The sequence below is a fragment of the Burkholderia pyrrocinia genome (genome assembly GCF_001028665.1).
In the GTDB taxonomy this organism is placed as follows: domain Bacteria; phylum Pseudomonadota; class Gammaproteobacteria; order Burkholderiales; family Burkholderiaceae; genus Burkholderia; species Burkholderia pyrrocinia.
In genome coordinates, this window is record NZ_CP011504.1 from 2,441,316 (window position 1) to 2,453,277 (window position 11,962).

The 11,962-nt window shown below is 66.0% G+C and carries 10 protein-coding genes; 2 read left to right on the top strand and 8 right to left on the bottom strand.

The window, feature by feature from the left end; genetic code table 11:
* Positions 1 to 2: 2 nt before the first annotated feature.
* Together ddpX and sapR are read right to left on the bottom strand one after the other, a co-directional pair.
* A complete protein-coding gene (gene ddpX / locus ABD05_RS27020; protein WP_047903029.1) occupies positions 3 to 566 on the bottom strand; it encodes a D-alanyl-D-alanine dipeptidase in 564 nt (187 codons plus the stop codon).
* 27 nt (positions 567 to 593) lie between these two features.
* Entirely contained in the window at positions 594 to 1,469 is an 876-nt protein-coding gene (sapR, locus tag ABD05_RS27025) for a sap1 transcriptional regulator SapR (protein ID WP_047903030.1), read from the bottom strand.
* A 522-nt stretch (positions 1,470 to 1,991) separates the two neighbouring features.
* On the opposite strand from sapR, the gene ABD05_RS27030 reads away from it, so the two are divergent.
* Both ABD05_RS27030 and ABD05_RS27035 read left to right on the top strand, forming a co-directional pair.
* Positions 1,992 to 3,248 (top strand): oxalate decarboxylase family bicupin, encoded by a 1,257-nt coding sequence (locus ABD05_RS27030; protein ID WP_047903031.1) that lies wholly within the window; start codon positions 1,992 to 1,994, stop codon positions 3,246 to 3,248.
* Between the two features lie 112 nt (positions 3,249 to 3,360).
* Complete coding sequence (locus ABD05_RS27035) at positions 3,361 to 4,668, top strand: Nramp family divalent metal transporter (protein ID WP_047903032.1); 1,308 nt, start codon at positions 3,361 to 3,363, stop codon at positions 4,666 to 4,668.
* Positions 4,669 to 4,703: 35 nt separating this feature from the next.
* On the opposite strand, the gene ABD05_RS27040 is transcribed toward ABD05_RS27035, so the two are convergent.
* The 6 genes from ABD05_RS27040 to ABD05_RS27065 form a co-directional block, all read right to left on the bottom strand.
* Entirely contained in the window at positions 4,704 to 5,993 is a 1,290-nt protein-coding gene (locus tag ABD05_RS27040; RefSeq protein WP_238594135.1) for a hypothetical protein, read from the bottom strand.
* A gap of 169 nt (positions 5,994 to 6,162) precedes the next feature.
* The gene (locus ABD05_RS27045) at positions 6,163 to 7,752 is read right to left on the bottom strand and encodes an ABC transporter substrate-binding protein (protein WP_047903033.1); all 1,590 of its coding nucleotides are present in this window, start codon (positions 7,750 to 7,752) and stop codon (positions 6,163 to 6,165) included.
* Positions 7,753 to 7,882: 130 nt separating this feature from the next.
* Positions 7,883 to 8,218: a sugar ABC transporter ATPase gene (locus ABD05_RS27050; protein WP_047903034.1), complete on the bottom strand. Its 336-nt coding sequence runs from the start codon at positions 8,216 to 8,218 to the stop codon at positions 7,883 to 7,885.
* Positions 8,219 to 8,470: 252 nt separating this feature from the next.
* Positions 8,471 to 8,800, bottom strand: a complete 330-nt coding sequence (locus tag ABD05_RS27055; RefSeq protein ID WP_047903035.1) for a hypothetical protein — start codon at positions 8,798 to 8,800, stop codon at positions 8,471 to 8,473.
* A gap of 148 nt (positions 8,801 to 8,948) precedes the next feature.
* On the bottom strand, positions 8,949 to 10,508 hold the full coding sequence (locus ABD05_RS27060; RefSeq protein ID WP_047903036.1) for a DHA2 family efflux MFS transporter permease subunit: 1,560 nt from the start codon (positions 10,506 to 10,508) through the stop codon (positions 8,949 to 8,951).
* Positions 10,509 to 10,923: 415 nt separating this feature from the next.
* Positions 10,924 to 11,826: a LysR family transcriptional regulator gene (locus tag ABD05_RS27065; protein ID WP_047903037.1), complete on the bottom strand. Its 903-nt coding sequence runs from the start codon at positions 11,824 to 11,826 to the stop codon at positions 10,924 to 10,926.
* Positions 11,827 to 11,962 lie beyond the last annotated feature (136 nt).

Genomic DNA, 11,962 nt, shown 5'->3' on the forward strand with positions numbered 1-11,962 from the left:
CATCACATCAGGCGCCACGGGCCGCTCGCCGCGTTGTCGATCTGCGGCAACGCGTGTGAGCCGGGCAGTTCGTAGTGCCACCATTCGCTGTCGATGTGCGCGAAGCCGGCCGCGTGCATCACGCCGAGCAGCAGCAGGCGGTTGCGTTGCACGGCTTCGGGCAGCCCCGCGTGGAAGTGGCCGGACGCGGCGACCATCTCGTCGAAGCCGGTGCCCATGTCGAGCGGCTCGCCGTTCGCACCGACCAGCGTCAGGTCGAGCGCGGTGCCGCGGCTGTGATTCGAGCCGCGGCCGAGATCGGCGATGAAGTCCGGATCGGGCAGGAAATCCCACAGCACCTGCTGCGCCTGCGGCGGCCGGTATGCGTCGTAGATGCGCAGCGTGAAGCCGGCCTGCGCGGCGACGTCGACCGCGCGGCGCAATGCGGCTTCGGCCGGCTCCAGCAGCAGGCAGTGCGCGCGGCGGTAGATCGGCTTGCCGGTCAGGTTGCGGTCGGTCGCGTAGACGAGATCGAGGTCGACGCGATGCGTGGCGGGCGTGATTTCGACGAGGCGGTGGTCGTTCATCGGCGGTTCGGGTTCGTTCAGGCTCGCTCAGGATTCGAATTGGTCGAACGTGTGCTGCAGTTCGCGGTTGCGCGCGACGCGCCGGTCGATCGCGGGGCCGAGACGGTCGACGACGGCCGTGATCAGCAGGTTGAACAGGCAGGTGAGCGGCGCGAGCGAATCCCAGAACTGGCCGACGTCGGTCTTCACCTGCAGCAGGTCGGCCGGCCATTCGCGCGCCCACGGGCACGACAGATCGGTGACCAGCGCGAACGGCTGCCCGCGCTCGGCGGCCGCCTGGCAATAGCGGCGCGCGCTGCGCGAATACGCGCGCGTGTCGGTGACGATGCAGTACGGCCGCTCGAATTCGGAGTTCAGCGAATCGACATACGAGCCCGACTGGCCGTCGGAATAGAACACGCGCGGGCGCAGGTATTCGAGATAGCTGCTGAACGCGTTGCTGATCCCGCGCGTCGACTGGATGCCGAGGATGAACACGGCGTCGGCATGCGCGATGCGGTCGGCGACCTGCGCGAACACGGGGCCTTCGGCGAGCCGGTACACGTGGCGGATCGCATCGAGCTCGCGTTCGAGCGACGACGCGAGCGTGCCGTCGCTGCCGCTGCCTTCGGCCGGTTGCGTGCCGGCGACGCGGCGGTATTCGTCGAGCCGGTCGGTGATCATCCACGGGCGATCGCCGCCGCCGCGCAGTTCGCGTTTCAGGTCGTCGAGATTGCGGTAGCCGACGCTGCGCAGGAAGCGCCCGACCGAGATGCCGCTCGTGCCGGCCTGCTGCGCGATCTGGTCGGCCGTCTCGAGCCCGAGCCGGTCGAGGTTCGCGAGCATGTAGCTCGCGATGCGCTTCGCGGTCGGCGTCAGCTCGGCATAGCGGGATTCGACGGTATGGGCGAACGCGCAGGTCATCGGCTGTTAGATCGTTGTCGTCTGATGATCGAATGTCATCCATCTAACAAAGCCAAAATCATTCGCGCCAGCGGATAAAAACTATGGTGTGGGGATAGGTGATAGGGTCGGAAACGTGTTCGAGGGCGGGGTGGGGGCGTGCAATGGTGCCCTTTTTATGTCTGTCAGGCATATTTCACGTTTATGCCTGTGGGGAATAATTTGCGTTGATCCGTGTCGTTGCGTGTCTCGATCTTTTCTCGTCGCCATTCGTTACATCACGACCGCGCGGTCCTATTTCCACATTCACCGGACCTGATCGATTCATCGGCATCGGTCATCTTCCGGCATCCCGCCGCACCGCAATAATTACAAAATTAAAGCAGATCAGATTAAATCATTAATTAAGGTTAATAATTCATTTAAGTTTTGCGTCGATTTGTATTTAACTTGCGTCACGGGCTGTTCGATTTTCGATAATCCGAAAAGCGGCAAGTGTTCCGTAATGGAAATTCGCTCAATCGCAAGAATGAAGAGGACATCATGACGAATCTTTCTCGACGCAGGATGCTGGCGGGTACGGCCGGCGCCATTGCCGCAGCGGGCATTGCGGTATCGGCCAAGGCCGCCTCGTTCGGTAATCCGGACAGCCCGCCGGAAGGCGCGGTGAATGCGCGTAATCGCCAGAGCCTGACCGACCCGGGGCCGAAAAATCCGGCAATCGCAAACCAGTTTCCGTCTTTTCAGGATCCGCCGGCCACCGATATCAACGGGATGCCATTATTCTGGGCGTCTTTCAATAACGCCCATAAACGAATTCAAAATGGCGGATGGGCGCGCGAAGTTACACAGGACGATTTTGCGATTTCAGAAACAATATCCGGTGTAAACATGCGCCTGACGCGCGGCGGCATTCGCGAGATGCACTGGCACCAGCAGGCCGAGTGGGCGATCATGCTCGACGGCCGTTGCCGGATCACGGTGCTCGACGAACTGGGGCGGCCGTCGGTGCAGGACGTGAAAACCGGCGATCTCTGGTATTTCCCGCCCGGCCTGCCGCATTCGCTGCAGGGCCTCGGCACCGACGGCGCCGAATTCCTGCTCGCGTTCGATAACGGCCGTGCGTCGGAATTCAATACGCTGCTGCTGACCGACTGGGTCGCGCATACGCCGCCCGACGTGCTCGCGCTGAACTTCGGCGTGCCGGCCGATGCGTTCAGGAACGTTCCGCTCGACAACCTGTGGATCTTCCAGGGCGACGAACCCGGCCCGCTCGCGGAAGCCCAGCGCGCGTCCGCTTCGTCGGCCGGTGCGCCGCCGCATCCGTTCGTCTTCTCGCTCGGCGACATGAAGCCGGTCAGGAAGACGCGCGGCGGCGAAGTGCGGATCGCGGACAGCACCAACTTCAACGTGTCGACGACGGTCGCGGCGGCGCTCGTCACCGTGCATCCGGGCGGCATGCGCGAGCTGCACTGGCACCCGAACGCGGACGAATGGCAGTACTACCTGCAGGGCGAGGCGCGGATGACCGTGTTCGACACGGGGCCGAAGGCGCAGACGGCCGACTTCCGCGCGGGCGACGTCGGCTACGTGAAGAAGAGCCTCGGACACTACGTGCAGAACACCGGCAAGACCGACCTGGTGTTCCTCGAGATCTTCAAGACCGACCGCTACGCCGAGGTGTCGCTGTCCGACTGGCTTGCGCACACGCCGCCGAAGCTCGTCGAGGCGCACCTGAACGTCGCGCCGGACGTGATCGCGCAGTTTCCGCGCAACCGTCCCGACGTCGTGCCGCTGTAACGCTGCCGTCGTGCCGTCGTGCCGTCGTGCCGCCGTGGCCGGCAGGCGGCATGCCGGCCATGGCGCCCGCTTCCGGGCCAGCCTTCGTTATCCGAACGGAACACAACACACCATGATTCCCGTCTCGAGCAAATCCGCCGGCGGCTTCGCGCTGCCGGGCCTGTCTCCCGAGCGTGCCGACGGCGCGGCGCGCGCCGCGCTGGAAGGGCGCCGCACCGGCGTCGCCGCGCTGCTGCCGTTCGTCGGCCCGGCCGTGATCGCGTCGATCGGCTATATGGATCCCGGCAACTTCGCGACCAACATCCAGGCCGGCGCCGCGTACGGCTACCGGCTGTTGTGGGTCGTGCTGGCCGCGAACGCGATCGCGATGCTGTTCCAGGCGATGTCGGCGAAGCTCGGCATCGTGACCGGCCGCAATCTCGCGGAGCTGTGCCGCGACCGTTTCCCCGCGCCGGTCGTGTGGGGCATGTGGGTCGCATCCGAGATCGCCTCGATGGCGACCGATCTCGCCGAATTCCTCGGCGGCGCGCTCGCGTTCGGGCTGTTGTGTCACCTGTCGTTGTTCGCGGGAATGATCGCGACGGCATGCGCGACCTGCGCGATCCTCGCGCTCGAAAAGCGCGGCTTCCGGCCGCTGGAAGCCGCGATCGCGGCGCTGGTCGGCGTGATCGGCGCGTGTTATCTCGGCGAACTGCTGATCGCGCCGCAGGACTGGCGTGCGGCCGCATTCCACCTGATCGTCCCGCAGATTCCGGACCATGCGGCGCTGACGATCGCGGTCGGGATCGTCGGCGCGACGATCATGCCGCACACGCTGTATCTGCATTCGGGCCTCACGCAGGATCGCACCGAGCCGCGCGACGACGTCGAGCGGCGGCGGCTCGTGCGTTTCTCGAACCGCGAGGTCGTCGTCGCGCTCGGGCTGGCCGGGTTCGTGAATCTCGCGATGGTGATGATGGCGTCGTCGGCGTTCCACCTGAGCGCGCCGGGCATGACCGACATCGGCGACGCGTATCACACGCTGATCCCGGTGCTCGGGCCGGCGGCCGGTGCGCTGTTTCTCGTCGCGCTGCTGACGTCGGGTGTGTCGAGCTCGGTGGTCGGCACGATGGCCGGGCAGGTCGTGATGCAGGGTTTCATCCGCCGCCGCATGTCGGTATGGGTACGGCGCGCGGTGACGATCGCGCCCGCGTTCGCGGTGGTCGCGTTCGGCTGCGACGTCACGCGTGCAATGGTGGCGAGCCAGGTCGTGCTGAGTTTCGTGCTGCCGATGCCGATGATCGCGCTGCTGATGCTGTCGGCGCGCGAGGACGTGATGGGTGCTTACGCAATGCGGATGCCGTTGCGGATCGTCGCCGGCGCGGCGACGATCGTGATCGTCGGGTTGAATGCGTATCTGGTGTGGGCGGCATTCAATTGAGCGGCAGCGGTGCGCGGCTACCGCAGGGCCGCAGCCTACTGCTGCATGTCCGACGCTTCGCGCAGCCGCCAGATCGCGTTGCACTGCTGGCCGCCGAGGCTCGTCGAGCGCAGCGTGATGACGGTGCCGGCCGCGACCTGGTACCAGAAATGCGCCATCAGTTCGGTGCCTTTGCGCTGCGCCTGCCCGTCGATCAGCACTTCGCACCGCAGCGGCGACGGCGAGCCGGACGGGTGCGTGATGTAGATGTTCAGGCGCGCGATGTCGCGTGTCGCGGTGAACACGATTTCGTGGTTCCCGCTGCCGACGAGCATCGTGCCGCCCGGTTCGTCGATCGCCTGCACGTACGCGCCCGCGCTGCCCTCGATCGCCGCGGCCGACACGGTCATCCCGGCCGATCGCACGTAGTCCGTCGCCGCGATCCGTGCGGCGACGGCATCGGACTGCGCCGGCGTGCCGTCCGACAGCGCGAACGGCATGCCGTCGCGCAGCGCGGCGTCGACGTGGTTCGCATAGTAGCGCCACCGGTCGAAGAAGCGGATATCGCCGGTCATGTGCAGCGCGCGGATCGGCTCGCCCTGGTACCGGAGCGTCGTGCTGCCGTTATTCGCGTCGAACGATTCGTGAATGCCGTACTTGCTGACGAAGTTCTGGACCGGATCGAGCAGCGCCGTTTCGCCCTGTGCGCTCCACAGGTGCAGGAACGTCGTATCGATGCCGAAGCATTCCTGGAAATCGGTGCCGATGCGGGTGATGCAGTCGCGCAGGTGGTTCGCGTAGCGCGCCCATGCATCGGCCGTTCCCGCAACGAGCCCGGCCTGCAACGCGTTGCCGTGGCGTGCATTGACTTCGTCCACGACGAGGCGCCAATGATGGTCGCGCCGCTCGCCGATCAGCGGCGTGACGACGAACGTGCAGAACAGCGGGTCGGGGCACACGTGGATCCGGTCGTCGCCGATCTGCGAAAACAGATCGAATTTCGGCGCACAGAACCAGATGTCGGCGTCGTACAGCGCGAGCTTGCGGATCTGCGGGTTGCGGGCGCAATACTCGGCGGCTTCGATGAAGCGGCCGACCGGCAGCGTATACGCGCTCGACGCGTCGATCACGTCGACCGACTGGCTCGCGAGGATCTGCCGCTTGCGTTCGGACAGCCCGTACCCGATCACCGCGATCCGCCCGTCGTAGCCGGTGTGCCGCAGCGACAGCAGGAACGGCACGAGCATTTCGTACCATGCGCGGTTGTTGTCGTTGATCGCCACGCAGACCGCGTGCTCGCTCGGATGCATGTTCTGTTCCCGTTGCGCGCACCCGGGCGTGCGCATCCAGTTTTCGTCGGTGACCCGAATTCGGAGGTTTTCATCGCCGCCGGGCGCGGCCGGCCCCGTGGCGTCGGCCATTGTAGATCGCCGCCGCCGCACGGCATAGCGCCGGCGCGGCGGGCCGCGGCGATTACCCGCGCGCCGGCGTGGCCGGCCGCGCGGGAAGCCGCGATTATTTCGCGAGCGTACGGTATGACACGAGGTCGTTGATCGGCCCGATTTCCGGCCCGGTCGTGCCGGGGCGCGTCGCGACCTGCACGACCTTCTCAAACATGATGATGAACGGCGAGTTCGCGAGCACGGCCTTCTGCAGCGCTTCGTAACGCTGCGCGCGCTTCGCGGGCGACGGCTCGACGAGCGCGGCCTCGGTGTCCTTCGTCAGCTGCGGAATGTCCCAGCTATTGCGCCACGCGAGCATCTTGGTCGACGACTGGTCCGAGTTGTCCGGGTTCCACGCGAAGCCGCGCGCGTTGCTGTTCGGGTCCATGTAGTCGGGCGACCATTCGCCGATGAAGATGTCGTGCTGGCGCGCGCGGTACTTGCCGATCGCCTGCTTCGCATCGCCGGGAATCAGCTTCACGCGGATGCCGCCCTGCGCGAAGTTCGCCTGCAGCGCCTGCGCGATCTCGAGGTACGGATAGTCGTTCGGCATGTCCATCGTCACGTCGAAGCCGTTCGGCAAACCGGCCTTTGCGAGCAGCGCCTTCGCCTTCGCGACGTCCTGCTTGTACGGCCGCGCGTTCAGCGTGCCGAGGAAGCCTTCGGGCAGGAAGGTTTCATGCACCTTGTAGGTCGTGCTGACGATGTTGCGCTGGATGCCGTCGTAGTCGACGAGCCATTTCATCGCCTGCTGCACGTCCGGCTTCGCGAGGTTCGGGTTCTTCGTGTTCAGGCTCAGGTACAGCAGCGCGGATACCGGCCACGACGCGACCTTGATCTTGCCGGCCTTCGTCAGCGCGGCGAGGCTGTCGGGGCTCAGGTTGCGCGCGGCGTCGGCGTCGCCGTTCTCAAGCAGCAGTCGCTGCGCGGACGCTTCGGGCACGTGGCGCAGCACGACGCGCTTCATCGGGTACGGCGTGCGGTATTTGTCGAAACGCTGCAGCACGATGCTTTCGTTCGGCGTCCACTTGACGAGCTGGTACGGGCCCGAGCCCGCGTCGTTGGTCCTGAGCCAGCCGCTGCCGAAATCGTTGCCTTCCTGGTGCGACAGCAGCAGCTTCTTGTCGAACACCGATGCCGGGCACGCGCTCAGCACGTTGAGCACGAAGCTCGGCGCGTACCTGCGGTCGGTTTCGAGCACGACGGTCTGCGGATCGATCGCGCGTACCTTCTGCACCACGTTGGCCTTGGTCAGGCCGAGATCGGCGAGCACGCCGGCCGGCCCCTTGTCGAGCAGGATGGTGCGCTGCAGCGACCACGCGACGTCGTCGGCGGTCACCGGGTTGCCGGAATGGAACATGAGGCCGGGGCGCAGCTTGAACGTGTAGGTCACGCCGTCGGCGCCGACCGTCCACGATTGCGCGATCTGCCCGTTGAATTTGGTCGGGTCCTTCAGGTCGACGCGCACCAGGCGTTCGTAGGTGTTCGCGACATACTCGGACGGCACCAGTTCGTAGATCCCGCTCGGGTCGAGGGTCGTGAATTCGCCGAGCTGCGTGGCGACGACGAAGATGCCGGGCGGCGTGGCAGCCTGCGCCGGCAGCGCCGGAACAAGCGCGACGAGCGCGGCGCTGACGAACAGCCGGGACAGCAGGTGCTTCATGCGGGCTCCATCGAAAGGGAATCGTGGTGCGATTCTCTCATCGACGGCCACCCGGATGAAAATATTCGGCGTGCGCGTGGTGACGCGCACGAGTGGGCCGGGCGGGCGCCCGGCGCCGGCAGGTGTCGGATCAGATCACGCAGCGTGCGATCGCGAAGCGCATCGCTTCCTCGGGCGGCTCGCTGCCCGAGCCGCGCACGACCTTGACGACCGAACCGTTGCCCGACGGTGTGAGCGTGACGAAGTACGAGTTCGATCCGATGGAGATGTCGATCACGCCGTTGTGCTGCGACTGCTCGGTGCCCGACAGGCGGCTGTCGAGGCAGTTGGCGATCGCGTGGGCCGGACGTTGCGACGACACGTAGATCATCGGCGCTGCGCCGGATGACGAGGCCGAGTCGGACGAGGGCGCGGAACCGCAGGCGGCGAGCAGGGCGGCGGGAAGGAGCAGCAGGAATCGTTTCATGGTCGGATCGTCGAGTGTCTCGTATCGAGGCTGGGGCGCGGGGGAGGCGAAACGCGAAGCTTCGCGACGAAACCGCCCGGAATCGGGCCGTTCTTGACGGTCGATTACGGCAAGCGGCTGACGACGGAGTATACCCGCGGCATTTGACACGGATCGCGCGTTGAAACGATTCGATACAACAACAAGCACCCGCTGCCGCACGGCGGCAGCGGGCGTTTCAGGTGAAGGCGATTGGGCGCTTGTTGTGGTCGCTTACTGGCCGATCTTGTGGCTGACCGCATTTTCCTGCTGGTTCAGCACGCGCTGTTCGCTCTTGGTGATGTGGCTGTGATTCTGCGCAGCCATGTCCCGCTCTTCCTGGCGGATCTTGCGGTCGTCGCGGTGCAGGCGCGCGGCCTGCTGGTGCGACATCTCGCCTTCCTTCACTTCGTGATGGATGCGGCGATTCTGGTTTGCGAGACGCTGGTTGACCTCTTCGCGGCGCGGATGCGCCTGCTGCCACTGCGTGTCGGCGAACGCGGTGCCGGTCAGCACCGACATCAGGGTGGCGGCGATCGCGAAATGGCGGGTAAGGGCTCGCATGGTGTTTTCTCCTGTCGTTGTGCGTCCGAATCGTGGGCGCTTGAGGAAAAAACGCGTGGAGGGCACCGGCTGTTGACGTTTCCGCCTGTATCGATTGCAAGTCTTTATTACGTCTGCGTTTTGCGGCGCGGGCCCGCGCCGCCGCGAATCAATGCGCGCCGGCCGCCGCCGCATCGGCATCGCCGCCGCCCGAGCGCGACGGTTTCGTGATCCAGATGAGCGGAATGATCGCGATGAAGATGATCGCCGACACGTAGAAGATGTCGTTCAATCCCATGACGGCCGCCTGCGAATCGACAGACGCGTTGAAGAACGCGAGCGCCGAGTCGGGGCTCATGTGCAGCAGCGAGCGCGTCGCGTCGACCTGCTGCGCGAAGACCGGGTTGGTGGCGCTCGCCTGTTCGGTGAGCCGCACGTGATGCAGGATCGTGCGGTTGTTCCACGCATTGCTGATCAGCGACGTGCCCACCGCGCCGCAGAACGTGCGGCCGAAATTCGACAGGCCGGCCGCGGCCGGGATCTTTTCCGGCGGCAGCCCGGACAGGATGATCGACGTCAGCGGCACGAAGAACATCGCCATCGGAATGCCCTGCAGCAGCGTCGGCAGTACGAGATCCCAGTGGGAGACATCGGTGTAGAACGTCGTGCGCATCATGAAGACGACCGCGAAGCCGACGAACGCGAGCGTCGCGATGTAGCGCGGATCGGTGCGCGGCAGGAGGCGCCCCATGACCGGCGTGAGCAGGATCGCGAAAATCCCGAGCGGCGCGGTGGCGAGCCCCGAATCGACCGCGCGGTAGCCGAGATAACCCTGCATCCACTGCGGCAGCAGCACCAGCGTGCCGAAGAACATCCCGTACGCGACCGAGATCGCGATCGTGCCGCCCGCAAAATTGCGCTGCGTGAAGAGCCGCAGGTCGACGATCGGATTGGCCTCGTAGAGCTCCCACACGAGAAAGAACGCGAAGCCGATCAGCGCGACGATGCCGAGCGCGACGACGACGGGCGAGTTGAACCAGTCGAGATCCTTGCCCTTATCGAGCATGATCTGCAGCGACGCGACCCACAGCACGAGCAGCAGCAGGCCGACCGTGTCGATCGGCAGGCGGCGCGTGGCCGATTCGCGGTCACGGAACACGATCCACGTGACGGCCGCCGCGAAGAAGCCGACCGGGATGTTGATGTAGAAGATCCACGACCAGTTGTAGTCGTACGTGATCCAGCCGCCGAGCGACGGCCCCGCGATCGGGCCGACGAGCGCCGTCATCGACCACAGCGCAAGCGCACTCGACGATTTCTGCCGCGGCCATGCGCCGAGCAGCAGCGCCTGCGACAGCGGTGCGAGCGGCCCCGCGACCGCGCCCTGCAAAATCCGCGCGGCGAGCAGTGTCGGCAGGTTCGGCGCGATCCCGCACAGCCACGACGCGAACACGAACAGCAGGATCGACGTGACGAACAGGCGCACCTGGCCGAAGCGCTGCGTGAGCCAGCCCGTCAGCGGAATCGACACCGCGTTCGCTGCCGCGAAGATCGTGATCACCCACGTGCCTTCGTCGACCGACACGCCGAGGTCGCCCGAAATCGTCGGAATGGCGACGTTCGCGATCGACGAATCGAGCACGTTCATGAACATCGCGAGCGATACCGCGATCGTGCCGATCGCGAGCCGGCCGCCCGACAGCGGGGCCGGAGATGACGGAGATGACATTGTGTTCCTGCGTGATGGAGGGTGGCCCGGCGCGCGCGCAGACCGTCGCGCACGTGCGCGCGATGCCTGCGCGGGCGGGCCGCGCAATGGACGAACGGGACGAACCGGACGAATACGCACCGCGCGCGGGCGGCCCGGCAAACGGGGCCGTCCGCGCGCAGCGTGGGTTCAGGCGTTCAATCGTTCAATCGGATCGACGAAGCCGTGGCAGGCTTCGGGAGGCGGGATATCGCCGGTCAGGAAGGCGCGACGCGCGTGACGCGTCGGCGGGCAGCGGGCACGTGGCTGCCATAGCGGGTGTGGTCGTTTTTCATTGCCACAGGCTAACGATGCGGCGTACGACGATCAACGCTCGCGCGCTCATTAAATCCTTTCGTGTACCGCAATAATCCGGATGCGACGTGTCGATTGCCGGCTACGGCGCGGTCCGCCACGCTGTGAAGACTTCCGTCAGGAACTCGACGAACGCGCGCACCTTGCTATCGAGCGTCGCGCGCCGTGGATAGAGCACATGAAGCTCGACGTCGTCGGTGCGGTACCAGTCGGGCAGCACGATTTCGAGCTCGTTCTTCTCGAGCCGCTGCGCGGTGAAGTGCGTGGAGATCAGCGCGATGCCGCCGCCGCTCGCGGCCTGGCGCAGCACCGTGACCGATTCGTTCGAGATCAGCACGGGCCGGACCGGCACGTCGGCCACGTCGCCGGCCGCGTTGGTGAGCCGCAGCGTCAGGCCGGGCGTATCGCGGCCGACGAACAGGATGTCGTGATCGACGAGATCCTGCGGCGTCTGCGGCCGACCGGCGCGGTCGAGGTAGCGCGGGCTGGCCGCGAATTTCGCGTGCGACCAGCCGAGCGAGCGTGCGACATAGCCGGAATCGGTCAGCACGCCCGTGCGCAGCGCGACGTCGAAGCCGTGCTCGACGAGGTCGAGCGCGCTGTTGTCGTAGATCAGCACGAGCTGGACCAACGGGTAACGCCGGCGAAACTCGGCGAGCGCCGGCTCCAGTTCGAACAGGCCGATCGAGTAGGGCACCAGCACGCGCAGCGTCCCTTCGGGGTCCGTGCGCAGCGCGCGGACCTGGCGGTCCGCGTCGAGCAGGATGTCCTCGGCGCGCAGGCAGCGCTCGTAGTAGTCGCGCCCGGCTTCGGTGACGGACACGCGGCGCGTGGTGCGATACAGCAGCTGGACGCCGAGATCGTCCTCGAGCTGCTTGACCTTGCGGCTCACGCGGCTGAGTGGCATGTCGAGTTGCGTGGCGGCGGCGGTGAAGTTGCCGCGTTCCACCACGCGCAAAAATATCCGGATGCTCTCGAAGTCCATACGGGTCGTTTCAGTGTTCGGCCAGCGCGCATCTTACCGTCGCTCGCTGGATCGTTTCATGTCACGCTCGATTATCCTGCGCGGTGCAATAACGCATCCCGTCAGTACCCCGTAGTGGCGGCCGGCGCGCGATCGT

Excerpts from the sequence above, each read along its gene's own strand:
- ddpX (WP_047903029.1), bottom strand. The coding sequence starts at position 566 with ATGAACGACCACCGCCTCGTCGAAATCACGCCCGCCACGCATCGCGTC.
- sapR (WP_047903030.1), bottom strand. The coding sequence starts at position 1,469 with ATGACCTGCGCGTTCGCCCATACCGTCGAATCCCGCTATGCCGAGCTG.
- ABD05_RS27030 (WP_047903031.1), top strand. The coding sequence starts at position 1,992 with ATGACGAATCTTTCTCGACGCAGGATGCTGGCGGGTACGGCCGGCGCC.
- ABD05_RS27035 (WP_047903032.1), top strand. The coding sequence starts at position 3,361 with ATGATTCCCGTCTCGAGCAAATCCGCCGGCGGCTTCGCGCTGCCGGGC.
- ABD05_RS27040 (WP_238594135.1), bottom strand. The coding sequence starts at position 5,993 with ATGCGCACGCCCGGGTGCGCGCAACGGGAACAGAACATGCATCCGAGC.
- ABD05_RS27045 (WP_047903033.1), bottom strand. The coding sequence starts at position 7,752 with ATGAAGCACCTGCTGTCCCGGCTGTTCGTCAGCGCCGCGCTCGTCGCG.
- ABD05_RS27050 (WP_047903034.1), bottom strand. The coding sequence starts at position 8,218 with ATGAAACGATTCCTGCTGCTCCTTCCCGCCGCCCTGCTCGCCGCCTGC.
- ABD05_RS27055 (WP_047903035.1), bottom strand. The coding sequence starts at position 8,800 with ATGCGAGCCCTTACCCGCCATTTCGCGATCGCCGCCACCCTGATGTCG.
- ABD05_RS27060 (WP_047903036.1), bottom strand. The coding sequence starts at position 10,508 with ATGTCATCTCCGTCATCTCCGGCCCCGCTGTCGGGCGGCCGGCTCGCG.
- ABD05_RS27065 (WP_047903037.1), bottom strand. The coding sequence starts at position 11,826 with ATGGACTTCGAGAGCATCCGGATATTTTTGCGCGTGGTGGAACGCGGC.